Here is a 24416-nt window from a genome sequence, read left to right as displayed (position 1 = left end):
CGCCAAATGCGTGACGGCCAACAATGATCGGCTGTGTCCAACCTGGCACCAAACGTGGCACGTTGCGGCAAATGATCGGCTCGCGGAAGATAACGCCGCCAAGAATGTTGCGGATGGTGCCGTTTGGTGAGCGGTACATGCGCTTCAGGCCAAACTCTTCAACGCGATCTTCATCGGGGGTGATTGTTGCGCATTTCACGCCAACACCATGTTTTTTGATGGCGTTTGCAGCGTCCACAGTGATCTGATCGTCCGTCGCGTCGCGCGCTTCGATGCCAAGATCATAATAGTGCAGATCGATGTCGAGATATGGGTGGATTAGTTTGTCTTTAATGAACTGCCAGATGATCCGTGTCATCTCGTCGCCGTCGAGTTCGACGACTGGGTTCGCTACCTTGATTTTGCTCATGGAATGCTCCGCATAGCGTTGGTTGAATGGGGAGGCCTGTTTGTGGGGTACAGGCATTCGCTGCCCCTATAGCACCCCAATCAAAAAACGCAAAGCGCTGGCCTCAAAATGGTGGCATTGGTCGGTGCAGAATTCACAATTCTTGACATTGTGTAGATACACAGTAGAGTTTTGGGAATGGAATCCGAGATTGAAAAATGTTTGCTGCGCAATATACGGGCGGCGGCGAGGGTGATGACCCGCCGTTTTGCTGAACATATGCGTGAATTTGACGTGTCCACTGAGCAGTTTTCACTTTTGGCGTCGCTGGTGGGGACGGATCATAAATCTGTATCTGCTTTGGCTGATTTCTTGGCCATTGAGCGGACGACGCTAACGCGGAATCTTTCGCTTTTGGAAAAAAAGGGGTTTGTGAGGCTGGTGACAGCTAAAAAGGGCAATGCGCGAACGGTGGAACTTACTTCCGCTGGAGGGCGTTTGATGGAAGTGATGACACCGGCGTGGCGGGAGGCGCAAAATATGGCGTTCAAACAAGTTACGCGCGATGAAGTTGATCAAGCATTGGATGTTTTACGTCGGATTACTGCGGAATTAACAAAAAAAGAGATCACTTAGCGAGGGTATTGGCAAATTCCATTCCATGGTCGCGTGAATGCACGGATTTTGGTTTGGTAATCTGGCGATGGCAGTGATGAAAGTAAAGTAGAGATGGAAGCGAAAATGAGCATTTTGAATTCGAACGCAGACCCAATTGTTGTGACCGGCATGGGCGTTGTTAGTCCGCTGGGCGTCGGTGTTGATGTAAACTGGTCACGGTTGCTCGCGGGCAAAAGCGGGGTGGTGCGTCATGATCGGTTTGATACGACGGAATTTGGTGCCAAGATTGCTGGTGTGGTGCCTTCAAAGCAAGACGATCAACATGGTTTTGCGGCCCAAGATCACATTGCGCCAAAAGACATCAAGAAGATGGACCTGTTCATCCAATATGGCATTGTTGCGGCGAATGAAGCGCTAGCTCAGGCGGGTTGGGCACCTCAAACGGATGCCGAAAAAGAGCGCAGTGCCACCATCATTGCGACAGGGGTTGGTGGTTTCCCCGCCATGACTGCCGCTACGCGCACGATTGATGCACGTGGGCCACGTCGGTTGTCGCCTTTCGTGGTGCCATCTTTTTTGGCAAACCTCGCCGCGGGTCACATTTCGATTTTGCATCAACTCAAGGGGCCGATTGGCACGCCTGTAACCGCGTGTGCCGCGTCAGCGCAAGCGATTGGTGACGGCATGCGGATGCTGCTGACCGGCGAAGCTGATGTGGCTGTTTGTGGTGGCGCTGAGGCTTGTGTTGATCCTGTTTCGATTGGCGGATTTGGTGCGGCGCGGGCATTGGCAATAGATTTCAACGATACGCCGTCTACAGCGTCTCGGCCTTTTGATAAGGGTCGTGCAGGTTTTGTGCTGTCGGAAGGTGCAGCCGTGCTGGTGTTAGAGCGCTTAAGCCATGCGCAAAAGCGTGGGGCGACGCCGTTGGCCATTGTTTCTGGCTATGGCACGTCGGGTGATGCGTTTCATTTGACCGCGTCTTCGCCAGATGGCGAGGGCGGGCAACGGGCCATGCGGCAAGCATTGCACATGGCACAATTGGAGCCTAAGGATATCAGTTATATCAACGCACACAGCACTTCGACGCCTGTTGGGGATGCGGCGGAAATAGCGGGCATTTCGGCGGTATTTAACGGACGTGGCAAGGATTTGCCTGTGACCTCGACCAAATCATCTACCGGTCACTTGCTTGGGGCGGCAGGCGCGATTGAGGCGATCTATTCGATTATGGCATTGCGTAGCAACATTGTACCGGCAGGGTTGAACATTGATGATCCTGAACTTGAAGCGGATAAGTTTGAGCTGGTGCCCAATAAGCCCAAGGAATGGGACATTAAACACGTGCTTTCCAACGGGTTTGGATTTGGCGGCGTGAATGCAAGTCTGATTTTTAGTAAGGTCTAACCGACTTGGTCTAAGGCGGACGAATGCAAATTTTGGCGTGAGGCACGTTCTCGCGCCAAGATTTTTGGCGCATCAAGTGAAGCTATGTCTGCTGATTGGTCCGTTGGGATGTCGCCTGAAAGTTGCAAGGACAGATACCTGCCGCAGCATACGCGCAAGAATGATGCGAAATTGTCAGGGTCGTGTCCCTCTTGCAAGGTCTCCAGGAACAATCTTGTCACCAACTGGCCCACCGACAAGCTGTCACGTGCACCAATTTCAGCCAGCACTTGCCAATAGAATTCTTCCAAGCGCACACTTGTGGCCATGCCATCTATTCGCATCGAGCGCGTTTGATTTTCCCAGAGCTGTGTGTCAGCTCCAACAAATAATTGGCACATTTGTTCCTCCAATTCTGCGCGCTTTACGCGCAGAATCTAGTTCATCAAATATGGTTTGGTTTGGCAAACTAAATCAGCGGTGACTGATCGTCGTGCCTAGAACGGCAAGAAACTGCCCGATCCAAGCAGGATGCGCCGGCCAGGCGGGGGCCGTGACCAAATTGCCGTCAGTTGTGGCGTCGGTAACGTCAATATCCGCATAGTTACCGCCAGCAAGTTTTACTTCCGGTGCGCAGGCAGGGTATGCGGAAACGGTTTTGTCCTTAATAACGTCAGCCGCTGCCAGCAGTTGTGCGCCATGGCAAATAGCAGCCATGGGCTTATTGGCGTTTGCAAAATGCTGAACCATGGAAATGACATCTGAATTTAAGCGCAAATATTCTGGGGCGCGACCACCCGGGATGACCAAGGCGTCATAGTCAACAACATCAACTTCTGAAAAGCTTTTATTCAGCGCAAATCGGTGACCCGGCTTTTCGGTGTAGGTTTGATCGCCCTCAAAATCGTGAATGGCGGTGGCAATACTGTCACCCGCAGCTTTTTCAGGACACACGGCGTCTACTTTGTGACCCACCGCCAGCAAACACTGAAATGGCACCATAACTTCGTAGTCTTCGACGAAATCGCCGACAATCATTAGAATTTTCTTCGCACCCATAACTTCCTCCTCAAGTTTGGTTGAGAAGCAAGCATAGGGCGGCAAAGACTGCTGCGGGTGTTAGCCAGATACTACAGGCTATTTCGCAGGCAACGCCCCAACAAATTCTGTCGCCAGCGCAATCCATGTGGCAAGGGCTTCATCATCCACCAGTTTATCGGGGTGGACATGGATGAAGCCCTTCATGGTTTTGCCGGTAAAATCCATTACGCTCGCGCCGGGGCGGGTGAGCGCTTCTTCGTACAAATCTGGCCCAACCCGGGCCATCAACGTGCCGTCTTTGTGTGGACCGACAAGCATGTTGCCGTTGAGCATAAACGCAATTCCGCCGAACATTTTCTTTTCGGTCACATTCGGATCGTCCCCGATTACTTGGCGAATTCGTTCTGCTAGGGCGTCTCGTTCTTCTGTCATCACATAAACTCGTGTTTTTCTATTGTGTCGTCCACAGGGTCCCATTTTGGACGCTGAGAATAATAAAGAATGACTTCGGGTTTGAACCAATCACTTTGATCGAACACACCAACTGAAACACCTATGGCGCCAGGCGCTCGTGTATTCTCGGCAAACAGCCGTGATCCACATTCAGGGCAGAAGTGGCGTGTGCGTGTGTTTCCCGCATCGGAAATGGATTTATGAGATTTTGTCGTGCCTGATATTTTGACGTCTTCACGTCGAAAAAAAGCATGGACCACGTGGCCAGTACCGCTAAGGCGACGGCATGCTTCGCAATGGCATTGGGCCATGCGGACCGGCTCTGCATCTATTTCAAATGTAACTGCACCGCAGTGGCATTGGCCGGTTTTTGTCATCTAGGTTTACCTTTCTAACTTTCTTTGTACTTTTCGAATTGTGGAAGATCCGGGTCGATATGGTCCCACACCAAATGAGACCGGGCAAAAATCAGCGAACGTGGACGATAGGCGCTAGCAACTTCGCCAAGCATACTGACGGGCAAAAGCTTGTGCGCCGGCACCCTCGACGTCGTGCCAAAAATGGGCGTGCCGCAAGTTGGGCAAAAATTTCGCTCAACCGTCGCGCCACTGTCTGCTGTGACACAATAGGACTTGGTTTCGCCAGAAATTTGGGTAGTGTCGTCACTAAAAAGGGCGAGTGCACTATGGCCTGTGCCGCTGGCTTTTTGGCAATCTTTGCAGGCGCACAGCATCGTTGTGCGCGGCTCACCAGAAATTTTGACGCGGACCGCGCCGCATGCGCACGATGTTTCAACAAAATCACTCATATGGGCAGATTGCCGAGCATTTGGGTTGGATGCAACACTAAATTGAATATTGGATATGTTGTCGATGAAATTGCCGTTTGAATTGCCGATAGAAACTGATCGCCTGCTTTTGCGGCTGGCGCGGGCGGATGATGTGGATGCATTGATGGACTATAGCGCTGACCCCGAAGTGTGTCGGTATTTACCCTATGAACCGCGGAGCCGGGATGAAATTGAAAAAACCATGGAACGGCGGTTAGGCTTCACTGATTTTACGCCAGAAGGCCATCCGCTATTTTTGCACGTCGAGCTAAAAGAAGCTGGCGAAATGATTGGCGAGTTTTTGTTGTTTTCTAGGAACGTGGAGGCACGGCAGGGGGAGATTGGTTATGTCATCAATCCACGGTTCCAAGGTAAGGGCTATGCGCTGGAAGCGGCGACAGCATTAATGGATGTTGCATTCAAGAAAGCTGATCTACATCGGATTGAAGCCAAATGTTCAGCGCCAAATGATCCGTCTTGGAGATTGATGGAAAAGCTTGGTATGCGGCGTGAAGCACACTTCAAGGAGCAAGCTTTATTCAAAGGCGAATGGGACGAATTGCTCATCTATGCGATTTTGCAACGAGAGTGGGTCGAACTGCACCCTTGATCTTTTGTATCGATTAGCCCATTCATCGCCTCGAAATGATGGAGCGACAAATGGCAGGCACTGACAGCACCAAGGGCCTAGAGCTTAAACCGGGGCCGGCGATCATTCTTTGTGAGCCGCAATTGGGCGAAAATATCGGCACGGCAGCTCGCGCGATGGCAAATTTTGGTTTGTGGGACTTGCGTCTGGTTAATCCGCGCGATGGATGGCCCAGTGAAAAGGCGCGCTCCGCTGCAGCAAAAGCCAACCACGTGATTGATCGTGTGCAGGTGTTTGGGACGGTTGAAGGCGCTATTGCCGATTTGACGCGTTGTTATGCGACGACAGCGCGATCGCGCGACATGTATAAACCTGTGATTGGCCCAGATATGGCAGCTGACGAGATGGTGGCCCCAATCAAAAATGGTGAAAAGGTTGGCATTCTATTTGGTCGGGAGCGCTGGGGGCTCAACAATGATGAGGTCGCGCTGTGCGATAAGATTGTTACATTGCCCGTCGAACCCGCGTTTGCTTCACTCAATATTGCACAAGCTGTTTTAGTTTTGGCCTATGAATGGCAGCGGGCGTCTAATGGTTCGGATGATTTGCCGTTTAATGGGCCAATTGAGGAACCAGCAAAGCGTGAAGATTTGGTTGGTTTGATGTTGCATTTGGAAGAAGCGCTGGACCGGGTGAATTTCTTTAAAACGCCTGGCAAGCGTCCGTCAATGGTGGCGAATATGCGCGCGATGTTTGCGCGGGCGCAAATGAACATTCAAGAGGTGCGCACGTTTCGCGGTGTCATTGCCGCACTAGATCGTCGTCATGAACGCCCCAATCCTTTGCGCGATCAATCAAAGTTCAAACAAAAAAAGGACGCCGAGTAGGCGCCCTTCTATCATTTTTGCGTGAAGTTGATTAAGCGTCAATCAATCGGCGACGGTACTCGCTGGCGAGATAGATGAATCCGGCAAGTATGGCGATGCCAATGCCCATATTCAGCCAATCGGTTTGCGAGATTGCGAACTTGATGAGTTCCCAAGCAGAAACCGCATCTTGCTGCATAATCCAAACTTCGGGATCAAAGTCCTGAGGATCCTCGCCAACCATTTCCAGCCGGAATTTGATGAACTTTAGTATCTGGCTTTCATAGGTGAAGTTGCGAATGTTGATAACGCGTTCAAGCAAAACAGCGATTGCTGGTATGGCGAAGAATAACGGCATGCTCCAACGCTTGAACAGTGTGCCCAAAAAGGCGGCCCAGCCAAAAACTGGCGCGTACCAGAGCAGAGCAATTAGGGCGTACACAACGCCTGCCACCAAGATTTGCATATAGCTATTGATGAATTCCATGAAATTTGGTGCGGTGTAGAATACCACAATCATGTCGATCACGTTGGCAAACAGATACACGATGACACCGGAGACCATGATCCATGCGCCGATGGCGAGCGGGAAGACTGTGTAGCCTGCTAGAACTTTTGAGCCGAGCATTTGCAAGTCGCTCTTGGGCATCGACTTCCAGAACAACATTGAATTGTTGCGCCTGTCTGCGTGGAAGGCATCAGAATAATAAAAGAATAACGCGATCAGCAGATAGACAGACCAAAGTAGAAATGATGCCATGAACGCGGCTTCAAACAGTTTGACGCTGCCTGGCATATCACCTGCATCAGCCGCAATCTCTGGCTGGTTGAACATCACAGCGACAGCTAGAACCACCACAACAACTAAAGTGATGATAGCTGGTGCGTAAAGAAATGCACCACGGTGCTCTAAAAATTCTCGTTTAACGAGGGCGACCCAAGATCTCATATCATTTCTCCTTGGTGAGCCGTGTCGCGCTGCATAAGGGCGACGAATAGATCGGAAACAGTTGGGATTGAAATCTCGCCCAATGCGCTTAATTTATCATGGTCAACACCGTCAAAAATCATGATGTTTTGACCAAATTTGGTTTCTTCGTAAATTGGCTTTAGGGCTTTGGCTTTATCTATGTTTTTGGCATCGACAATCAGCTGAACGTAACGTTCGCCCACTTCCTCCATTGGGCTGTCGAGCACCAAGTGTCCGTCCCGAATGAACATGAGGTCCGTGAGCATAAACTCGATCTCGTCCACTTGGTGGGTGGTGATCAAAAGCGTGCGGTCTTCGTTCATATAGTCTTCCAATAGACGCTTATAAAAACGCTTACGGTAGGTGATATCCAACCCAAGAGTTGGTTCGTCTAAGACTAAAAGCCGAGCATTGATCGCCATGACGACAGCAAGGTGCAACTGAGCGACCATACCTTTTGATAGATTTTTAATCTTTGCGTCAGCCCTGATATCGGTCCCGTTAAGAAATCCATTTGCCTTCTCCCTAGAGAAATTGGGGTGAATCTCATCGAGCAGGTCGAAGAGTTCACGAACACGCAGAAAACGGGGCAGGCTGGCAACGTCAGAAATGAAGGCAACTTCATTCATAAGTGCAGCACGCTCAGTGTAGGGCTTTTTGTCCAATACCGTGATGTCACCATCGCAATCGGTTAGCCCAAGTAGCGCATTCAATGTTGTGGTTTTGCCGGCACCGTTGTGGCCAATTAGCCCCACAATCCGACCTGGTTGAATTTCGAAATCCAAGCCATGCAGGATTTCTTTTTTGCCAAACCCTTTGCGTAATGCAGTCGCTTTGACGAGGGGAGTTGGGTTGGTCATTTTTTGCCCTCTTCTTTCATTAATTCGTTTAGGTCGAGACCAAGTGCCTCAATTTGGGTGCGAATTCGTGGCCATTCTTGTGTTAAAAATTTTTCACGCTCATGTTTCAGCAAAATTTCAGGTGCGCCGTCGGCCACAAACATGCCTAGTCCTCTTTTTTTCTCTACAACCCCCAACTCAACAAGCGACTGGTAGGCCTTGGTCACGGTTAATGGGTTTACCGACAAATCGGTGGAGATTTGTCGGACTGAGGGCAATGCCTCGCCCTCTTTGACGGTTTTGTCCAGAATAAGGGCGATGATACGCGTTCTTATCTGCACAAAAATTGGTTGCGATTCATTCCATTGGTTCATGTGTCTCACTCATTTAGTGTGCTAGAGTAGTAACACACCAAATCACGATTGCAACAACAAAATGCAAGGGGCAAGCAGAAAAGTTTGTGGTTGCCGCTTTTTCGACCGTATAAAAAGCACGCTAATGGAGCTTGAAAGTGCCGAAAAACGTTGACTTTATGTTGATTGGGCGGTACATCCGCGCCACTTGTTGAATCCTTAAGGTTGAGCAAGGGCACCCGAGACTGTCGGTTTTCATATAGGCCAAAGTGATTTGGCCAGCCGGAAACGGCCGAAAAGTGTTTTTCGTACAGTCTGTCGGATTTGTTGAATCTGTTGTTTAACAAATCAAAGGAGGGCGCTGTCTTTAAAGAAAAAACGCAAAGGACAAGCGATGACTAAACGCCATTCGCAGAAATATAAAATTGACCGTCGCCTCGGCGAAAACATCTGGGGTCGCCCTAAGAGCCCAGTAAACCGTCGTGAATATGGCCCAGGCCAGCACGGTCAACGCCGTAAAGGCAAACTATCAGATTTTGGTATTCAGTTGCGCGCTAAGCAAAAACTGAAAGGCTATTACGGCAACATGACCGAGAAATCGTTCAAACGTGTATATGGCGAAGCTACTCGTCAGCGCGGCGATACAGGTGAATTGTTGGTGGGCCTACTTGAGCGTCGTTTGGATGCTGTTGTATATCGCGCAAAATTCGTTCCCACAGTTTTTGCTGCTCGTCAGTTCGTGAACCACGGTCATGTGCTTGTTAACGGCAAACGCGTGAACATCCCATCATATCGCTTGAACGTGGGTGATGTTGTTGAAGTTCGTGAGAAATCAAAGCAGATCGCCCTTGTGTTGGAAGCAACACAATTGGCTGAACGCGATGTTCCTGATTATTTGGACTACAGCCACGAGAAATTGACTGTTGTCATGACACGGGTTCCAACTTTGACGGATATTCCTTATCCAGTTCAAATGGAACCAAATCTGGTTGTGGAATTCTACTCTCGTTAATCGAGACGAACACACACTAGAGAAATTGAAAAGGCCGCCTTTTGGGCGGCCTTTTTTGTGTGTGTATTTGTCGATGCTAGACGGGCATTGCTTTTTCAAACCTACGCAGACGTTGATAAACTGACATCAAGCGAATGATCTGGGTCCAAGAGTTGGCCAGATATTGGAATGAGTTTTCCACCCGGCTGAATGCGTTGAATACTTGTTGCAAAATGCCGAATGTGATTGCTCCACTGACGATTGACGGGCCAAGCGCGATCAGCGGAATGAAGTTCGCGCCTTGCAGATAGAGATAACGTGCGACGTTAAAGTACATGTAGTGGAAATAAAGGCGGAAATAGTTTTTACGTACAGCGCCAAACAAGTCCAAAACAGTCTTAGGCTGTGCCTTTGACGGGTCGTCCTCGCCATAAACTAGCTCTTTGCGATAAGCTGCCTCGACAACTTGATTGTTGAATTCAAGGCCTGGTAATTTAATGCCAACCAGTGCAAGAAGCACGGTGCCAAAAGCCGCAGAAACCAGCGCTACCCACACCAATGAGCCGTTCACAGCGCCAATTAATGGAAGTTCTGTAATTTGCTGAGATAGCGTCCACAAGATGGGTAAGAATACCGCAAGCGTCATCAAGGAACTGACAAGCTCCGCACCCAAATCTTCAACACTTGTTGCAAATCGCATTGTGTCTTCTTGGATCCGTTGTGATGCGCCTTCGACTTCTCGAACGTCTTGCCAATAGTCCATGTAAAAGAAGTTCATGGCGGTGCGCCAACGAAACACATAGTGGCCGGTAAAAAATGCCACCAACACGGCAACGGCAATATTTGGCATGAGGATGAGGACCACCGGCACCATGTCGCCAAAGAATTTTTCGATGGAAACAGAGCCGGGTTCGGCAAGCGCTTGTTGGATTTGGTTGTAGAAATCTCCGTACCAATCGTTCAAATAGGCGCCGACCTGAACTTGTGCAAAAATGATGATGAAGATGGAAGCGGAACCAACTACGGACCACCAATACCACTTGTTACGGCCTATAAAATACCAAAGGACACAGAAGCCGTAGGTTGCCATCAGGATGTATTGGTAAAGCCAGACTTTTTGGTTTGTTAAAAATGGTGTCGCATCTTCGCCTGCACTTGGCGTCAATATTGGGTCTAGGCTCAACAACCCTTGTAGTTGGCTGCCCATGGTGAACCAGATAAACACGCAAATTGCGGTCCAAATGACCGTTGATCCAAAGAAAATCTTTGGCATTGGAAAGAATGATCGAAACACAGATTGCCTCCCTCGCGTAAATGTCCTTCGAAGATCATCTTTCCTTCATATGCAGTTTCACGCAAGCAAATAGCTGGGCAAATGAGTGTGTTAACGAAATTACGCACTGCATTGTTGGGAAAACTAGACAAATAGTTGATTGCTATCTAATTGTTTCCAGTTTTTTCACTCTATTCGCATAAGACTTTTGTTATTAACCGTATTGTAGCGGTGCCTATGTGCATACTTGTAGGTAGCGACAGTCCCAAACTGGGCAGTTGATCGTAGTAGGGAATACTAATGCGAATTGGATTTGACGATCTAATGGACCGGATACCAGGTCCCCCGACAAAAAAGTGGCCGGACGGTGTCTGGTTCGCTCGGGCATTCGCGAGTGATACGCTCTCCGTTCAGCTCTATACACCCAAAAGCGGCATGTATCCGGTGCCGCCTGGTGTGCATATCATATATATTGTGATGCGCGGCCGTTCCCACCTGAAGGTGGGAAATCATAAGCATGACATGAAACCCGGTGATGTTGTGCCAATCGGCGTTGATGTGGTGCATGAATTTGAGAACTTCACTCGAGATTTCGCCACCTATGTCATCTTTTGGCGGTCATTAGAGGACCTGCGTGACATGAAGTTGAAAGAGCAGCAGCAAAAGAACGTCGCTTAGTTCTCGCGGTTTGCTCTTTTTAAGTTGTCGGCTTAGGAGCTCGGCCCGGCTGACCACACGGAATTGGTGGTGAAGCCCAATATTTCTATCTCGTCTGCTCTAGGGCGAGCATTCAAACATTTTTGAGAACACCCCTTGCATCATGCAGGCGCAACGACCTGAAAGCGTTCGGATCGTTTCTCGTTAATTGGAATGTGCAACGCGGTTGCCGCCAACCCAAGAAATATGCCCAAATACCAAACAAGATCATATGAGCCTGTGCGGTCGAATATAACACCACCCAACCATACGCCGAAAAACGAGCCCACTTGGTGGGACAAAAAGGCAAACCCATAAAGCATGCCCATATATTTTGGTCCGAAAAAGCCGGAGACCAAGGCGGCGGTAGGCGGCACGGTCGCCAACCACAACAGGCCGGTCAGCGCAGCAAACAGGTACGCGGATGCTTCGCTGACGGGTATGAGTAAAAACAGTCCCGTGACGACAACGCGTGAAATGTAAATTGAGGCAAGCAGATATTGTTTTGGAACTTTACCGCCGAGATATCCAGCGCCAAGTGAACCAACAATATTGAAGAGACCGATGAGCGCCAACGCCCAGCTGCCGACATCTGGCGAAAGGCCACTTTGGACGAGATAGGCGGGCAGGTGCACGGTAATAAAAGCCAAATGAAAACCGCAGACAAAAAAGCCAGCCACGAGTAAATTGTAGGATTTGTGTTGGAATGCGCGGCGCAAGGTTTCAACCACAGATAGGTCTTCTGTGTCTTCGCTCGAATGTTCCGTCTTTCCTCTAAGGGCGAACGATAGCGGTAAGATCAGCATCAAAACGGCGGCAAAATAGATCAGGGTGGTTTGCCAGCCAAAGGAATTGATGAATTGCTGCCCAATTGGCGCGAATACGAACTGCCCGGCCGATGAGGCTGCGGTGGCAATGCCAAAGACATAACTACGTTTTTCAGCTGGAACAGCACGGCCGAACGCGGCCATGACCACTGCAAATGATGCTGTGCCGATGCCGATGCCTGCCAATAAGCCCCCGCCCAAATACAGACTTGCTTGCGTACCGCCCAAAGCCATGAGCAGCAAACCTGCCGCATATATTAAAGCGCCGAGCGATAAGGTTTTGGCCGTGCCGTGCCGGTCTGCCACACCACCAGCGATAGGCTGTATCAGCCCCCAGACGAGGTTTTGGATGGCCAGTGCTAAGCCATATGTTTCGCGACTCCAGCCAAATTCAGCGGTGACGGGTAGTGTGAAGAGCCCAAACGTTGAGCGCACACCAAATGACGCCATAGCGATGATGCAGCCTGCAATGATGATGATTGGCAGTGCATTTTTGGTGGCTGCTTTGGTATTGTTCATGTCTTGCCCTATCGATATTGGAAGTCGAAGCTAGCGCCGATTAATGGCTTCCAACAAATCAAAATAATGAATTGCACCATCACTAAATCATATGGGATCATTGTGGGCTTGGAACAAAGTGCCATTTTCAGCGATCAGCACTAAAACCACGGCAATGGATCCAAAGATCAAATAACCAAGTGCAATCGGCAGCACCGTGCCATTATAGGATTGGCCAATGAGTGTGCCCAACAATGCACCGCCCGCGGTTTGCATAAAGCCAAAAACCGATGCCGCCGTGCCTGCAACTTTGCCCAAAGGTTCCATGGCCAATGAGTTAAAATTGGTGCCCGTGAGACCAAACAAAAACATAATGGGGGCCTGCAGCGCAATGAACAACCAAAGCGGTAATGCATCAAAATAGGCAAGTGCCGCCCAGATAGCGCTTAGTGCGACGAACCCGAGCAATGCTGAATGCGAGAGCAGACGCATGCCAAAACGGCCGACATAGCGCGAGTTTGCGAATGACGCGCTGGCCATAACCAGCGCGATAAAGCCAAAGGCGACCGGGAACAAAGCCCCCAATTCATATAGCTCGCCATAAATTTGTTGTGACGCGGTAAGGAAGCCAAAAAGCGCGCCAATTTTCACCATGTTGGCGAGGCCATACATAAGGGCTGAGCGGTTGGTGAAGACAATTTTAAACCCCTCGATCACCACATCTGGCCGATATGCACGACGATTTTCTGGTTTAAGCGTTTCAGGCATGCGGTAGGTCACCCAAACCAAAGCGATAAGAGCGATCACGGCCATTGCAATATAGATCCATTGCCAGGGGCCAAACAGGATGATGAGTTGGCCGAAGGCCGGGGCGAGCACCGGCATCACCATAAATACCATCATGATCAAAGACATGACCTCAGCCATCGCGCGGCCAGCAAAGCTGTCCCGTACCATTGAAAGGGCGACAACGCGTGTGGCGCCCGCGCCAATGCCCTGAATTACGCGCATAGTGATCATGGCGGTAAAGCTTTCGGTCATCGAACCAGCGACAGCGGCGATGATGTAGATTGTGACGCCAATGAAGAATGTTTTGCGGCGGCCAATTGCATCGCAAAGGGGGCCAAAGAACAATTGGCTAATGCCAAATCCAATGAGAAAACTCGTGATCACATATTGGCGATGATTCTCGCTCACCACTTCAATCGCATCGCCAATGTCTGGTAATGCTGGAAGCATGATATCAATGGCTAGGGCATTGAGTGCCATCACCAACGCGGCCAAAGCGATAAATTCATAGCGGTTATTTGTGATGTCTAGTTTTGCGAATTTCATTCGAGCTCCAGTGGACAAGCAATGCAGCACCAACTCATTGGGCTGACGAATAGACTATTGTCGGTCTTTGGGTAAGCGTTGGGCCGCGAGGGGAATGCGGCGACTAGCATGGTATGTCAAATAATGTCAGGCGAATGTACCCTTGGCAATAGGTTTGACCAATTTTGCGTGATTGTTGACAGCCGGAGTAGATGGGCGTAGCGGTAGAAAACCCGCCTGCCTTACAGTTTCACATTCCAATAAGGGCTTCATATGCTTGCAGCATTTGAGAATATTCTGCCGATTTTTGCTGTTGTCATGATTGGATTTGGATTACGTAAAAGCAATTTTGTCGCTGCTGACAAGTGGCAAATTGTTGATGAATTGTGTTTTTGGGTGCTGTTTCCGGCGCTTTTGGCGCACACCTTGTTGAAGGCAGATTTTAGCGAGATTCAGCTTGGTCCCGTGACGATGGTCATGTTGGTGGCTGTGCTCGCGACAGCGGCGTTGCTGTTGGCCATTCGTCCTTTATTGCGCGCCCTTTGGGACACCAAAGATCCGCAATATACGACTATCTTTCAAACGGTTAGCCGCTATCACGGGTTTATTGCTCTTGCGATTGTTTTGGAGCTTTTTGGGGAAGCGGGTGCTGCGGTTATTGCTTTGTCGTTTGCGGTTTTGGTGCCGATAAATCAGTTTATCAATATCGTTGTTTTGGTCGCCTTTGGCGAAGGCAAAACACTCAATTGGCAGAATGTGGCGCTGACAGTCGTCAAAAACCCCATATTCATGGCAGCTGTAATTGGATTGCTTGTCAGCTTGTCGGGCATTCCTGTATGGAAACCGGCCATGACGATGCTTGATTTGCTGGGCAAAGCAGCGCTTGGGTTAAGTTTGTTGGCGCTTGGGGCGGGGCTTAGTTTGAAAGCTGCGCTTAGCCCGAGTAAAGAGATGTGGGCCGGTGTATTGGGACGCCTGATTGGTGTGCCAGTTTTGACCGCAAGCCTATGTTTGTTATTCGGTGTTAGTGGAATGTCAGCGCAGGTGCTGCTGATTTTAGCGTCGGTTCCAGCGGCGATGAACGGTTATGTGCTGGCAAAGAAAATGGGTGGGGATGCGGGACTATATTCTGCAACGCTGACGGTTCAAACTGTTCTATCATTTCTTACGGTACCCATTGCGATTTGGGTTGGTGCAAACTATTTCGCCTAAGTAGTTGTTTTTTTGATTCCGATTTTGTCTACCTTGATTTCGGCATATCGCCATTGATGACATAGGCGAGAATTTGCACGGCTTGTTGCGGTGTTTCAATAACAGCCAATGCCGCCGCATCAACTTCTTTCAAAGCGTGCTGGTGGTCTACGCCATGCATTACAACTAATGGTGTGCCGTTCGCTGCTGCATATCCAGCATCAAACGCGGCGTTCCACTGTTTGTACTTTTCGCCAAAGCGAACAATCACCAAATCAGCTTCTTCGATCAACGTGCGGGTGCGGATGGCGTTGAGTTTTGCCCCCTTGTGGTCGTGCCAGAACTTCTTGTCTTCCGCGCCCATAATCGCCACACCGCCATCATCGCTATCTGCGTGATTGGTATTTGGCGCTGTGAAAGAAACAGCGAGGCCAGCCGCTTGCGCGCCAGCCTCGATTTCTTCACGCCAATCGGAGTGAATTTCGCCTGAAAGATAGACGGTCCAGTGGCGGCTCATTTAGCTCGCTTCTTTAACGGCAATGCCGTTTGCGGTGAGGTGTGACTGCAATTCGCCCTCTTGGAACATCTCGCGGATAATGTCACAACCGCCAACAAACTCGCCTTTTACGTAAAGCTGAGGAATAGTTGGCCAGTTTGTGTAGGCTTTAATGCCGTCGCGAAGTTCGTCGTTTTCAAGCACGTTGGCAGATGCGTATTCAACGCCAAGATAGTTCATAATCTGCACAACTTGGCCCGAGAAACCGCACTGTGGGAAATCTGGTGAGCCCTTCATGAACAAGAATACATCATTTTTTTTCACTTGGTCTTCGATATAGGCGTTGATGTCGCTCATAATTTTATCCTTTGGAAGTCGTCTGATTGTTCAAGCGAAAGCCACCCTTCGCCCGCAAATGTGAAAGTGTTTGTCCACTATTTAGAATATTGGTGATCAATTGTCGAGAATGGTGACTTCACCTTTTGCTGATCTTGTTTGCAATTGCTCAATGAAAGCATCAATCGCGTGTGTAGGATAGTCGAGCAGTTCGCCTATTTTGCGTTCCCAATGGTGACCGGGTGAGGAGTGCTTATCAGCAATTGCTTGCATAAACTCTTCTACGCGCGCTTCTTCGCCGGGGAGGTAGTAGATTGCAGCGACGTCAATTACGGCGCCTTCGCGAATACTGTCTTTGAATTGTTCGTAGAAGTTGCGTGTATAGTCATGCCATTCAAACCGGCAAATTGTGCCTTCTTCTACATGTGGCGCGAATGCATCTACAGGGTCTAAATCGCCGAACCATGCGAGGCGTTTCTTTCCGTCCAGCATTAATGATAATTCTCGGTTTTCGTGAGGGCCGATTGTATCCGAATATTCGATGAGGTCGGATTGCATGTCAAAGGCGTGTAGTTTCACGCCACCACGCGTGTCATGAGTGACTTCTCTAATCACCTTGTATCCAAAGTCTTCATAAAACTTCACCGCTGGAGCACTGGAATCGACAATAATTTTGTCCGGCTGCGATTGAAACATATTCATGCATGCACGAAAAAACAATCGTTTGCCGATATTGCGACCTTGATGATCTGGGTCGACATAAAGTCCGCAGATTTCATTGCCTTTGTAACCACAAAAGGCGAGAGGCTTGTCGTCTTCATCCACAGCGATGATGAATACTTCACCGTCGGCAGCGCTCTTCGCGTAACCGTCCCCGGTTAGGCCATGCGCCCAACTTTCGCGCTGTGCTTGGGTATAAAACTCGTCACTGGTCGCAAGAATGGCGCGGCGGTGGAGTGCGGCCATGTCGGGGCCGTCTTCTTCATCCCATGGTCGCAGGATCACGCCATTTTCCCATGGGTTCATGATGTGCTTCATTTTAGCTGTTCTTTGATCCAGGGGTGATTGAAGAAGTCGTCTTCGGTTTCGAACAAAACGCTGTCCCAAACTGCCTGCTTTGCTGCATCGATGTTCTTTTGGCTATCGTCGAAGAACAATGGTGCCGCAGACTGTGGACCAAGCTTGTAGTCAATAATTGCGAAAAATTCAGGGTCTGGTTTGGCAAAGCCAATACGAGCGGAATAAAATATGTCGTCGAAAATGTGGTTTAGCCGAAGGTTTGTCCACAAATGGTAGGCCCGCAAATGCTCTTGGTTTGTGGCGAGATAAACCCGTACTTGGCCTGTACGCTGAAGACGCTTGATGCCATCAAGGAGTTGCAGATTGAGCGGTGTGTCGTTTTCAAACCAATAGGCGAGCAAGTCCATGGCATTTGTTTTTGCGCCAATGGTGGGCAAAAACGCATCTAGGGCCGTCACGATCGACCGTTTGCCCCGCGCAACGTCGCCGTAATCTTGGCGAAAGAATTTGTTGAAGTCTTCGCGTTTTACGCCAAAATCCATTTCCATATGTTGTCCCCAATCGCGGCAACGCGTCGGATCGGGGTGAAATATGGAATGGATGAGCACGCCATCCACATCAAAAAGGACAGCTCGCACCGGAGATTATTCCGGCGCGTTGGTTTTTAAAGCGAGGGCGTGTAGCGAACCATTGTCCAACACAGACTTGAGTGCTGCATTGACCAATTGGTGCTGTTGCACGCGTGATTTGCCTTTGAACGTTTCAGCGACAACTGTTGCTGTATAGTGATGACCATCGTCGGTTTCCGCGTGCACTTTTGCGTCTGGAATAGCGGTGATGATCAAACGTTCAATTTCTGCGGTGCCAATAGACATAGTTCTTGCCAATTCTCTTTTCATTGCGAGCCGACTATTCAGCTGGTGCCGCTGACATAAAGGCAGGGAACCAGTTTTCGTGCGTCGCACGCATGTCTGTTACTTTCAGGCTTATCGCATCGCCAAGCTTTAATATCTCGCCGCCAACTGAACCCAGTTGAGAGATCGAAACATTTTGCTCAGACGCGCGGGCCAGAATTGAGTCGATGTTAGCAGAATTTGCGGTGATGCAATAGCGGGCTTGGTCTTCTCCAAACAAGTTTTGAAGTTTGGTTTCAACATCTACAGTTGCGCCTAAGTTTCCAGCGATTGCCATTTCAGCCAAAGCAACGGCTAAGCCACCGTCCGACAGATCGTGGGAAGCGGTCAGCAACTCATCGTCGATCAAGCCACGAACAAAAGCGCCGTTTTTCGCCTCTTCTTCCAAATCAACAGTTGGTGCATCGCCTTCGATCCGATCCAAACAATCACGCAAGAATGCGGATTGGCCAAGGTGCGTGCCATTTTTGCCAACCAAAAGAATCACATCGCCTTTGTTCTTGAAGCTTTGAGTCATCATTTTGGCCCAATCGGCCATCAAACCAACGCCGCCTATTGCGGGTGTTGGCAAAATGCCGACGCCGTTGGTTTCGTTGTAAAGCGAGACGTTGCCAGAAACGATTGGGAAGTCGAGCGCACGACAAGCGTCACCAATACCCAGAACGGACAAAGCAAACTGCTCCATGATCTCTGGTTTTTCAGGATTGCCGAAATTTAGGTTGTCTGTTGAGGCCAAAGGCAATGCGCCAACCGCACAAAGGTTGCGCCAGCATTCGGCCACGGCTTGCTTGCCGCCTTCGCGCGGATTTGCTTCACAATAGCGCGGGGTCACATCAACGGAGAAGGCGAGGGCCTTCTTGCCGTTAGCGCCTTCAACCCGCACAACACCAGCGTCGCCACCAGGCAGCTGCACAGAGTTGCCTTGGATCAGCGTATCATATTGCTCCCACACCCAGCGACGGGAGCCGCCATTGGCGTTGCCGATGAGGGTCATCAACGAGATTGTTGGGTCAATGTCAGCGGGAATGTCGCCAAGCGCTGGAGGCGCGGGATAGGGGGAACGTGGGCGATCATATTCTGGCGCTTCATCGCCCAGGTCCTTAATAGGCAGGTTGGCAACTTCAATGCCGTCATGAATGCAACGGAAGCGTAAATCATCTGTTGTTTGACCGACGATGGCGAAGTCCAGTTCCCACTTTTTAAAGACCGCTTGCGCTTCGTCTTCCTTAGCTGGGTCAAGCACCATAAGCATGCGCTCTTGGCTTTCCGAGAGCATCATTTCATATGGCGTCATGTTTTCTTCGCGAACCGGCACATCGTTTAGGTTCAGAATAACACCCAAATTGCCCTGTGCGCCCATTTCAACCGCCGAGCAGGTTAGGCCTGCTGCGCCCATATCTTGAATGGCGATCACAGCGCCGGTTGCCATCAATTCAAGGCAAGCTTCAAGCAAGCATTTTTCGGTAAAAGGATCACCAACCTGTACTGTCGGGCGCTTCTGATCGATGTCATCACCAAACTCAGCTGACGCCATGGTTGCGCCACCAACCCCGTCACGTCCGGTTTTTGCACCAAGATATACGATAGGCAGACCAACGCCTTTGGCTGCGCATAAGAAAATCTTGTCTGTGTCGAGCAGGCCAGCCGCGAAAGCGTTTACGAGGATATTGCCGTTGTAGCGCGCATCAAACTCAACTTCGCCGCCAACAGTGGGCACGCCAAACGAATTGCCGTAACCGCCTACGCCTTCAACTACACCTGACACAAGGTGGCGGGTTTTTTCGTGTTCTGGCGCACCAAACCGCAGCGCGTTCATTGCCGCGATTGGACGAGCGCCCATGGTGAACACGTCACGCAGAATGCCGCCAACGCCGGTGGCCGCGCCTTGATAGGGCTCGATGAAAGATGGGTGGTTGTGGCTTTCCATTTTGAACACCACAGCCTGACCGTCGCCAATGTCGACAACGCCAGCATTTTCGCCAGGTCCGTGGATTACGCGCTCACCCTTTGTCGGGAGCGTTTTGAGCCAAATTTTTGACGACTTATACGAACAATGCTCGTTCCACATAGCTGAAAAGATGCCCAGCTCAGTATAGGTTGGCTCGCGGCCAATCAGTTCGAGGATTTTTGCATATTCCTCGTCATTGATGCCGTGTGATGCGATCAGGTCTTTGGTGATTTCAATGTCTTGGTTCTTGAGCATTTACGCCACCGCTTTCACAAGGCTTTCAAAGATCATCCGGCCTTGAATGCCGCCATGTGCTTTTTCAATCAGGTTCTCGGGATGCGGCATCATACCCAAAACATTGCCGCGTTTGTTCAGAATGCCTGCGATATTGTCGATGGAACCATTCGGGTTTGCCGCGACATCTGTGTTGCCGTCGGCATCACAGTATCGGAACGCGATGCGGTCATTATCTTGAAGCTCTTTGAGGCCATCGGGATCGATTGTGTAATTGCCATCATGGTGGGCGATTGGGCAGGGCACGACTGGCGTATCAGCATATTGATTGGTGAAAGCGCTGGAAGTGTTTTCTGCTTTTAAATGAATCGTTTTGCATAAAAACTTCAAGTCGCGATTCCGCATCAAAGCGCCGGGCAGCAGGCCCGCTTCGGTAAGGATTTGGAAGCCGTTGCAAATTCCCAATGTGAGACCGCCAGCGTCAGCATGCTTTTTGACCTGTGCGAGAGCTGGGGACCGCGCCGCGATTGCACCTGCGCGTAAATAGTCGCCGTAGGAAAAACCACCGGGAACGACAATCAGGTCAACCTTTGGCAGGTCTGCATCACCGTGCCAAACCGCATGTGGTTTGTGTCCGGTGATTTGCTCTAACGCGGTAAGCATGTCCCGGTCACGATTTAGACCGGGGAATAAAATCACAGCTGATTTCATGTTCAGTCCCCATTGGGTGTTGAGTGCTGGATTGAAGCCCACGCGACCATATTGGCGATGCGCTGATATTTGCCCTTCTTTGACGGAATTTTACCCCAAAAAGCAAGAGGCCCAGCGGGGTGCCGGGCTTCTTTTTTTGAGTTTATGTCGATTTCTTGATCGGTTATTCCGCAGGGGCGTTATATTTGATTGGATGGTCAGTTTTTGGCCCGCTTTTGAGCAAGGTTGCCCATGCGGGTCGTGTGAACAGAAAACGTCCAAATCCAACTTTTTCAATCATCCAATATCCGACCAGCGGCAGCACTATTGAGATCAGCATTGTGACTATAGTTAGAAGGGTCGTGTCGCTGATGAGACCAAGTTTGATCAATGCAATACGGCTAAAGCTTAGCGGCAACGCAAAGGCCAAATAGATCACCAATGATCGTTTGCCGATGAAGCTTAGCCAGCCCATCCAAGTTTTTTGGGATAAGAGACCGGCAGCAACGCAAAGGGCAATTGCGCCGATGAGTGCGAGAGAAAACTTGAGCACAGGAATTTCCGCAAGGCCCATGGTGAAGTGCATGGGGGCGGCGACGAAACCCGGTGTAAACACAAGATAGCCGTTGAGCGCTGCCCAGAAGGCGAGGCCCGCAAGCGCAATTTTTGGGGCGGAAATTGCTTTTTGGACCAGTTTGAAAATCCAAGGAGCCAGCGCATATCCTGCGTAAAAGAAGGCAAAATATTTTGCGAACTGATCGAGCGCGTAACTGGCTGTGTCTATTTGCGCCATAGAGAGGGCTGCAGCGCCGGCAAAGGCAACCCAATGCGGCACCCGCAATTGAGTAAGAACTTTTGTTGCAAGGCTGGTGAGAGCAAGAACATAGATAAACCAAAGAACGCCGTAGGGCTGTATGATGGCCCATAATAGATATTCGGCAGCAGTGATTGGGTCGGCGGAAGCAAGGCCGACTTTTAGCACGATGTGAATGACCGCCCAAAGTGCATAGAAGTAAAAATAGTGCACAACCCGCCGGTCAGCGTACTTGCCCCATGGGCGATTAATGACGTTTGCAAGGAAAAGCCCGGAAATCAAAAAGAACTCTGGCATCCGGAACGGTGTCGCAAATCCGATAAAGTAGTGCAACACACCTACGTTGCCAGTGGCTTCGCCCGCACCGTTTGTTGCGTACAGCATGACCACCAATAGGATCGACAGCCCTTTGGCCGCGTCTACCCAGTCTAATCGTTCGCTTCCAGTCATTACAACGCTCCTCAATCAAATGCGGTGCGATGAAATTAGCAGATTTTGGTGAAAAGAGCGATCACGACAACGCGAGAGACGGGTGTTTTGAATAGTATGATTAACCGGTAGTATTAATGTGTAAAACTTTGTTGAATTGCAAATCTAAGCGAGCGTTAGGCTGGCAGTGTGCCATATGCGGCTACGAAAATGCCCATGGCGAGGAAAAACATAAGTGATAATGAGACTGATTTAAGCATGAAAACTCCAGCGGGCGCAGAACCGATTTTCTGTGCCATTGTTCGATATGATTATAGGATTATTACAGTGGGTATGAACCCAAACTGAATGAGTTTTAGTCTCGCAGTTCGATTGAATAATTCTCAATCACAGTGTTGGCGAGCAGCTTTTCGCACATTTTAGCGATTTGTGTTTCTGCTTCTTCTTTTGAAGATGCATCAATTTTCAAATCAAAGATTTTTCCTTGGCGAACCGCATCCACACTATCAAAACCAAGGCTACCCAATGCGCCTTCGATTGCTTTGCCTTGCGGATCAAGGACGCCATTTTTTAACGTAACGAACACACGTGCATTCATAATTCTAACCATTCATTCTATTTTATCGACCGTGTGGCCATTTACTTCACCAAACGAGGACCGGTGGTCAAGGCGTTTTCGGCTTCAACCAAAATGCCCAGACGCTGCGCAACTTCGCGGTAGCTATCAACCAGGCTACCTAAGTCGTGCCGAAACACGTCTTTGTCGAGCTTTCTTTTTGTCTTTGCGTCCCAAAGACGACAATTATCGGGTGAAATTTCGTCTGCCAAAACAATGCGCATTGTGTCGTCTTGATAAAGGCGACCACATTCGATCTTGAAGTCCACCAGTTGGATGCCAGCACCCATGAACAGGCCAGACAAAAAGTCGTTGATGCGCACGGCCAACGTCATGATGTCATCTAGCTCTTGTGGGTTGGCCCAGCCAAAAGCGGTGATGTGTTCTTCAGAAACAATCGGGTCGTTCAGCGCGTCGTCTTTGTAATAGAATTCAATGATTGAGCGGGGCAGGCGCGTACCTGATTCAAGACCGAGACGTGGACAGATTGAGCCTGCAGCGATGTTGCGTACGACAACTTCTAGCGGGATAATTTCGACTTCACGGATCAACTGTTCGCGCATATTCATGCGGCGTACGAAATGAGTAGGAATGCCCAACTCGTTCAGTTTTGTGAAAATATATTCGGAAATTCGATTGTTCAGAACGCCTTTGCCTTCGATGACTTCGTGCTTGGCACCGTTGCCCGCAGTTGCATCATCCTTGAAGTGCTGGATCAACGTGCCGGGTTCTGGACCTTCATAAAGGATTTTGGCTTTGCCTTCATAAATGCGACGACGACGGTTCATCATGTTACCCGTGATTCTGAACTTGATAAAAGCTTTCGCGGGCTTCATGCGCCTTTTTGGGCTCAAAATGCAAGTAATTTGTTGTGGTTTGGGTTTTGTAAAACAGTGTTGTCCTGAAAAAATTGACACCAATCAAAGCGAATTCGGTCAAATCGAGCATAATTGGACGGTAAAGTGGGTAAAGTATCGTTGATTTATTTGTCCATTCGCACTATCTCGTTGGTAAAGAGGCCAAAGGGCTGAACCCTTTTTTATGTGGAGACCAATATATGTCCGGATTTAAAGATCGCGAAAAAGCTGCAGAAGCCAAGTTTGTGCATGACGAAGCGACGAAGTTCAAAATTGAAGCCCGTCGCAATAAGCTTTTGGGTCAGTGGGCGGCAGAACAATTGGGCATCACTGAAGCATCTGCACTAGAAGCCTATGTTGGTGACGTGATTTCATCTGATTTTGAAGAAGCAGGCGATGAAGACGTGTTCCGTAAAGTGCGCGGCGATTTCGACGCCAAGAACGTTGCGATTTCTGACGACGACCTACGGGCTAAGATGCGTTCGCTATACGCTGAAGTCGCGCAAACGTTCAAAACTGAAAAATAACAAAACCACTTTTCTGAGATGACCAACGGCTCCATTTTTGGGGCCGTTTTCTTTTGCTTTTTTTCCTAGCATATGGTCACATCGCGCAAAAAACAGGTGGGGCAAATGAGCGGCAAACGTTCGATCTTTCAAAACACGACATTTCGTAAATTGTTCAGTGCACAGCTGATTGCATTGGCGGGCACTGGACTGACCACAATTGCGTTGGCACTTCTTGCATTTGAGATTGCGGGTGAGCGGGCCGGTTTGGTTTTGGGCACTGCTTTGGCGATCAAAATGATCGCCTTCATATTTGTGGCGCCTGTGGTTGGTGGACTAATACAACCGCAGAACCGCAAAAAGCTGCTTGTGGCCCTTGATTTGGCGCGAGCGGGTTGCGTTGTTTTTCTCCCCTTTGTGACGACCGAATGGCA

At 49.7% G+C, this 24416-nt stretch carries 30 protein-coding genes and 1 pseudogene; 9 read left to right on the top strand and 22 right to left on the bottom strand.

The window, feature by feature from the left end:
• Positions 1-409 (bottom strand): isocitrate/isopropylmalate family dehydrogenase (locus ACJAZW_RS11015; RefSeq protein ID WP_415158009.1); only part of this gene is annotated, 409 nt, incomplete at its 3' end.
• A gap of 177 nt (positions 410-586) precedes the next feature.
• Here ACJAZW_RS11015 and ACJAZW_RS11010 point away from each other — a divergent pair.
• Both ACJAZW_RS11010 and fabF read left to right on the top strand, forming a co-directional pair.
• Positions 587-1024: a MarR family winged helix-turn-helix transcriptional regulator gene (locus tag ACJAZW_RS11010; RefSeq protein ID WP_415158007.1), complete on the top strand. Its 438-nt coding sequence runs from the start codon at positions 587-589 to the stop codon at positions 1022-1024.
• 105 nt (positions 1025-1129) lie between these two features.
• The gene (fabF, locus tag ACJAZW_RS11005) at positions 1130-2413 is read left to right on the top strand and encodes a beta-ketoacyl-ACP synthase II (protein ID WP_415158005.1); all 1284 of its coding nucleotides are present in this window, start codon (positions 1130-1132) and stop codon (positions 2411-2413) included.
• Here fabF and ACJAZW_RS11000 read toward each other — a convergent pair.
• The 5 genes from ACJAZW_RS11000 to ACJAZW_RS10980 all read right to left on the bottom strand — a co-directional run bounded on the left by ACJAZW_RS11000 (position 2410) and on the right by ACJAZW_RS10980 (position 4694).
• Positions 2410-2793 carry a ribbon-helix-helix domain-containing protein gene (locus ACJAZW_RS11000; RefSeq protein ID WP_415158003.1) on the bottom strand — a complete coding sequence of 128 codons (384 nt, stop codon included), beginning with the start codon at positions 2791-2793 and terminating at the stop codon, positions 2410-2412. The two genes, fabF and ACJAZW_RS11000, sit on opposite strands and share 4 nt — an antisense overlap.
• A 73-nt stretch (positions 2794-2866) precedes the next feature.
• The gene (locus ACJAZW_RS10995; RefSeq protein ID WP_415158001.1) at positions 2867-3451 is read right to left on the bottom strand and encodes a DJ-1/PfpI family protein; all 585 of its coding nucleotides are present in this window, start codon (positions 3449-3451) and stop codon (positions 2867-2869) included.
• A gap of 78 nt (positions 3452-3529) precedes the next feature.
• Positions 3530-3865, bottom strand: coding sequence for a TfoX/Sxy family protein (locus ACJAZW_RS10990; protein WP_415157999.1), 336 nt, complete (start codon positions 3863-3865; stop codon positions 3530-3532).
• Complete coding sequence (locus tag ACJAZW_RS10985; RefSeq protein WP_415157997.1) at positions 3865-4263, bottom strand: GFA family protein; 399 nt, start codon at positions 4261-4263, stop codon at positions 3865-3867. Before ACJAZW_RS10985 ends, ACJAZW_RS10990 begins: the two co-directional genes overlap by 1 nt.
• 14 nt (positions 4264-4277) lie before the next feature.
• The gene (locus ACJAZW_RS10980; protein ID WP_415157995.1) at positions 4278-4694 is read right to left on the bottom strand and encodes a GFA family protein; all 417 of its coding nucleotides are present in this window, start codon (positions 4692-4694) and stop codon (positions 4278-4280) included.
• A gap of 64 nt (positions 4695-4758) precedes the next feature.
• Here ACJAZW_RS10980 and ACJAZW_RS10975 point away from each other — a divergent pair, with 64 nt between their 5' ends.
• Entirely contained in the window at positions 4759-5325 is a 567-nt protein-coding gene (locus ACJAZW_RS10975; protein WP_415157993.1) for a GNAT family N-acetyltransferase, read from the top strand.
• Positions 5326-5375: 50 nt separating this feature from the next.
• Positions 5376-6191, top strand: coding sequence for an RNA methyltransferase (locus tag ACJAZW_RS10970; RefSeq protein ID WP_415157991.1), 816 nt, complete (start codon positions 5376-5378; stop codon positions 6189-6191).
• 31 nt (positions 6192-6222) lie between these two features.
• On the opposite strand, the gene ACJAZW_RS10965 is transcribed toward ACJAZW_RS10970, so the two are convergent.
• From ACJAZW_RS10965 to ACJAZW_RS10955, 3 genes are read right to left on the bottom strand one after another with little or no spacing between them, the layout of a single operon-like run.
• Positions 6223-7119 (bottom strand): hypothetical protein, encoded by an 897-nt coding sequence (locus ACJAZW_RS10965; protein ID WP_415157989.1) that lies wholly within the window; start codon positions 7117-7119, stop codon positions 6223-6225.
• Complete coding sequence (locus tag ACJAZW_RS10960) at positions 7116-8000, bottom strand: ABC transporter ATP-binding protein (RefSeq protein WP_415157987.1); 885 nt, start codon at positions 7998-8000, stop codon at positions 7116-7118. The genes ACJAZW_RS10965 and ACJAZW_RS10960 overlap by 4 nt, the downstream gene beginning before the upstream one ends.
• A complete protein-coding gene (locus ACJAZW_RS10955; protein ID WP_415157985.1) occupies positions 7997-8353 on the bottom strand; it encodes a GntR family transcriptional regulator in 357 nt (118 codons plus the stop codon). The genes ACJAZW_RS10960 and ACJAZW_RS10955 overlap by 4 nt, the downstream gene beginning before the upstream one ends.
• 373 nt (positions 8354-8726) lie before the next feature.
• Between ACJAZW_RS10955 and rpsD the strand changes: the two genes are divergently transcribed.
• Positions 8727-9344: a 30S ribosomal protein S4 gene (rpsD, locus tag ACJAZW_RS10950; RefSeq protein ID WP_415157983.1), complete on the top strand. Its 618-nt coding sequence runs from the start codon at positions 8727-8729 to the stop codon at positions 9342-9344.
• Between the two features lie 76 nt (positions 9345-9420).
• Here rpsD and sbmA read toward each other — a convergent pair whose 3' ends face one another.
• Positions 9421-10617, bottom strand: coding sequence for a peptide antibiotic transporter SbmA (gene sbmA, locus ACJAZW_RS10945; RefSeq protein WP_415157981.1), 1197 nt, complete (start codon positions 10615-10617; stop codon positions 9421-9423).
• A 279-nt stretch (positions 10618-10896) separates the two neighbouring features.
• On the opposite strand from sbmA, the gene ACJAZW_RS10940 reads away from it, so the two are divergent.
• Positions 10897-11274 carry a hypothetical protein gene (locus ACJAZW_RS10940; protein ID WP_415157979.1) on the top strand — a complete coding sequence of 126 codons (378 nt, stop codon included), beginning with the start codon at positions 10897-10899 and terminating at the stop codon, positions 11272-11274.
• 140 nt (positions 11275-11414) lie between these two features.
• On the opposite strand, the gene ACJAZW_RS10935 is transcribed toward ACJAZW_RS10940, so the two are convergent.
• The gene (locus ACJAZW_RS10935; RefSeq protein ID WP_415157977.1) at positions 11415-12638 is read right to left on the bottom strand and encodes an MFS transporter; all 1224 of its coding nucleotides are present in this window, start codon (positions 12636-12638) and stop codon (positions 11415-11417) included.
• A gap of 87 nt (positions 12639-12725) precedes the next feature.
• The gene (locus ACJAZW_RS10930) at positions 12726-13952 is read right to left on the bottom strand and encodes a multidrug effflux MFS transporter (RefSeq protein ID WP_415157975.1); all 1227 of its coding nucleotides are present in this window, start codon (positions 13950-13952) and stop codon (positions 12726-12728) included.
• 252 nt (positions 13953-14204) lie between these two features.
• On the opposite strand from ACJAZW_RS10930, the gene ACJAZW_RS10925 reads away from it, so the two are divergent.
• Positions 14205-15143, top strand: coding sequence for an AEC family transporter (locus tag ACJAZW_RS10925; protein ID WP_415157973.1), 939 nt, complete (start codon positions 14205-14207; stop codon positions 15141-15143).
• A 28-nt stretch (positions 15144-15171) separates the two neighbouring features.
• On the opposite strand, the gene ACJAZW_RS10920 is transcribed toward ACJAZW_RS10925, so the two are convergent.
• The 10 genes from ACJAZW_RS10920 to purC form a co-directional block, all read right to left on the bottom strand.
• Positions 15172-15639, bottom strand: a complete 468-nt coding sequence (locus ACJAZW_RS10920) for a YtoQ family protein (protein ID WP_415157971.1) — start codon at positions 15637-15639, stop codon at positions 15172-15174.
• On the bottom strand, positions 15640-15975 hold the full coding sequence (gene grxD, locus ACJAZW_RS10915; protein WP_415157969.1) for a Grx4 family monothiol glutaredoxin: 336 nt from the start codon (positions 15973-15975) through the stop codon (positions 15640-15642).
• A 96-nt stretch (positions 15976-16071) separates the two neighbouring features.
• Positions 16072-16992, bottom strand: coding sequence for a GNAT family N-acetyltransferase (locus ACJAZW_RS10910; protein ID WP_415157967.1), 921 nt, complete (start codon positions 16990-16992; stop codon positions 16072-16074).
• Positions 16989-17612: an HAD-IA family hydrolase gene (locus ACJAZW_RS10905; RefSeq protein WP_415157965.1), complete on the bottom strand. Its 624-nt coding sequence runs from the start codon at positions 17610-17612 to the stop codon at positions 16989-16991. The genes ACJAZW_RS10910 and ACJAZW_RS10905 overlap by 4 nt, the downstream gene beginning before the upstream one ends.
• 6 nt (positions 17613-17618) lie before the next feature.
• Entirely contained in the window at positions 17619-17849 is a 231-nt protein-coding gene (locus tag ACJAZW_RS10900; protein WP_415157963.1) for a BolA/IbaG family iron-sulfur metabolism protein, read from the bottom strand.
• 34 nt (positions 17850-17883) lie between these two features.
• Positions 17884-20091 (bottom strand): phosphoribosylformylglycinamidine synthase subunit PurL, encoded by a 2208-nt coding sequence (purL, locus tag ACJAZW_RS10895; RefSeq protein WP_415157961.1) that lies wholly within the window; start codon positions 20089-20091, stop codon positions 17884-17886.
• Positions 20092-20781 carry a phosphoribosylformylglycinamidine synthase subunit PurQ gene (gene purQ / locus ACJAZW_RS10890; RefSeq protein WP_415157959.1) on the bottom strand — a complete coding sequence of 230 codons (690 nt, stop codon included), beginning with the start codon at positions 20779-20781 and terminating at the stop codon, positions 20092-20094.
• 163 nt (positions 20782-20944) lie between these two features.
• Positions 20945-22024: an acyltransferase family protein gene (locus tag ACJAZW_RS10885; protein ID WP_415157957.1), complete on the bottom strand. Its 1080-nt coding sequence runs from the start codon at positions 22022-22024 to the stop codon at positions 20945-20947.
• A gap of 334 nt (positions 22025-22358) precedes the next feature.
• Positions 22359-22604: a phosphoribosylformylglycinamidine synthase subunit PurS gene (gene purS, locus ACJAZW_RS10880; protein WP_415158013.1), complete on the bottom strand. Its 246-nt coding sequence runs from the start codon at positions 22602-22604 to the stop codon at positions 22359-22361.
• Between the two features lie 38 nt (positions 22605-22642).
• Positions 22643-23407, bottom strand: coding sequence for a phosphoribosylaminoimidazolesuccinocarboxamide synthase (purC, locus tag ACJAZW_RS10875; protein WP_415158011.1), 765 nt, complete (start codon positions 23405-23407; stop codon positions 22643-22645).
• A 269-nt stretch (positions 23408-23676) separates the two neighbouring features.
• Between purC and ACJAZW_RS10870 the strand changes: the two genes are divergently transcribed.
• Entirely contained in the window at positions 23677-24003 is a 327-nt protein-coding gene (locus tag ACJAZW_RS10870; RefSeq protein ID WP_415157955.1) for a DUF1476 domain-containing protein, read from the top strand.
• Between the two features lie 105 nt (positions 24004-24108).
• Positions 24109-24416: pseudogene (locus tag ACJAZW_RS10865) on the top strand (MFS transporter); the annotation flags it as partial.

This window comes from Maritalea sp. (assembly GCF_047634455.1).
GTDB lineage: Bacteria > Pseudomonadota > Alphaproteobacteria > Rhizobiales > Devosiaceae > Maritalea.
The sequence above is the reverse complement of the archived record's forward strand: the minus strand, read 5'-3'. Positions and strand labels throughout refer to the sequence as shown.

Coding starts and splice junctions, on each gene's coding strand:
- ACJAZW_RS10935 (WP_415157977.1), bottom strand. CDS start 12,638: ATGAACAATACCAAAGCAGCCACCAAAAATGCACTGCCAATCATCATC.
- ACJAZW_RS10985 (WP_415157997.1), bottom strand. CDS start 4,263: ATGACAAAAACCGGCCAATGCCACTGCGGTGCAGTTACATTTGAAATA.
- ACJAZW_RS10990 (WP_415157999.1), bottom strand. CDS start 3,865: ATGACAGAAGAACGAGACGCCCTAGCAGAACGAATTCGCCAAGTAATC.
- ACJAZW_RS10910 (WP_415157967.1), bottom strand. CDS start 16,992: ATGAAGCACATCATGAACCCATGGGAAAATGGCGTGATCCTGCGACCA.
- ACJAZW_RS10955 (WP_415157985.1), bottom strand. CDS start 8,353: ATGAACCAATGGAATGAATCGCAACCAATTTTTGTGCAGATAAGAACG.
- rpsD (WP_415157983.1), top strand. CDS start 8,727: ATGACTAAACGCCATTCGCAGAAATATAAAATTGACCGTCGCCTCGGC.
- ACJAZW_RS10885 (WP_415157957.1), bottom strand. CDS start 22,024: ATGACTGGAAGCGAACGATTAGACTGGGTAGACGCGGCCAAAGGGCTG.
- ACJAZW_RS11010 (WP_415158007.1), top strand. CDS start 587: ATGGAATCCGAGATTGAAAAATGTTTGCTGCGCAATATACGGGCGGCG.
- ACJAZW_RS10920 (WP_415157971.1), bottom strand. CDS start 15,639: ATGAGCCGCCACTGGACCGTCTATCTTTCAGGCGAAATTCACTCCGAT.
- ACJAZW_RS10975 (WP_415157993.1), top strand. CDS start 4,759: ATGAAATTGCCGTTTGAATTGCCGATAGAAACTGATCGCCTGCTTTTG.
- ACJAZW_RS10960 (WP_415157987.1), bottom strand. CDS start 8,000: ATGACCAACCCAACTCCCCTCGTCAAAGCGACTGCATTACGCAAAGGG.
- purQ (WP_415157959.1), bottom strand. CDS start 20,781: ATGAAATCAGCTGTGATTTTATTCCCCGGTCTAAATCGTGACCGGGAC.
- ACJAZW_RS10970 (WP_415157991.1), top strand. CDS start 5,376: ATGGCAGGCACTGACAGCACCAAGGGCCTAGAGCTTAAACCGGGGCCG.
- ACJAZW_RS10900 (WP_415157963.1), bottom strand. CDS start 17,849: ATGTCTATTGGCACCGCAGAAATTGAACGTTTGATCATCACCGCTATT.
- ACJAZW_RS10980 (WP_415157995.1), bottom strand. CDS start 4,694: ATGAGTGATTTTGTTGAAACATCGTGCGCATGCGGCGCGGTCCGCGTC.
- ACJAZW_RS10925 (WP_415157973.1), top strand. CDS start 14,205: ATGCTTGCAGCATTTGAGAATATTCTGCCGATTTTTGCTGTTGTCATG.
- ACJAZW_RS11000 (WP_415158003.1), bottom strand. CDS start 2,793: ATGTGCCAATTATTTGTTGGAGCTGACACACAGCTCTGGGAAAATCAA.
- ACJAZW_RS10870 (WP_415157955.1), top strand. CDS start 23,677: ATGTCCGGATTTAAAGATCGCGAAAAAGCTGCAGAAGCCAAGTTTGTG.
- ACJAZW_RS10940 (WP_415157979.1), top strand. CDS start 10,897: ATGCGAATTGGATTTGACGATCTAATGGACCGGATACCAGGTCCCCCG.
- purL (WP_415157961.1), bottom strand. CDS start 20,091: ATGCTCAAGAACCAAGACATTGAAATCACCAAAGACCTGATCGCATCA.
- ACJAZW_RS10995 (WP_415158001.1), bottom strand. CDS start 3,451: ATGGGTGCGAAGAAAATTCTAATGATTGTCGGCGATTTCGTCGAAGAC.
- purC (WP_415158011.1), bottom strand. CDS start 23,407: ATGAACCGTCGTCGTCGCATTTATGAAGGCAAAGCCAAAATCCTTTAT.
- ACJAZW_RS10965 (WP_415157989.1), bottom strand. CDS start 7,119: ATGAGATCTTGGGTCGCCCTCGTTAAACGAGAATTTTTAGAGCACCGT.
- fabF (WP_415158005.1), top strand. CDS start 1,130: ATGAGCATTTTGAATTCGAACGCAGACCCAATTGTTGTGACCGGCATG.
- grxD (WP_415157969.1), bottom strand. CDS start 15,975: ATGAGCGACATCAACGCCTATATCGAAGACCAAGTGAAAAAAAATGAT.
- ACJAZW_RS10930 (WP_415157975.1), bottom strand. CDS start 13,952: ATGAAATTCGCAAAACTAGACATCACAAATAACCGCTATGAATTTATC.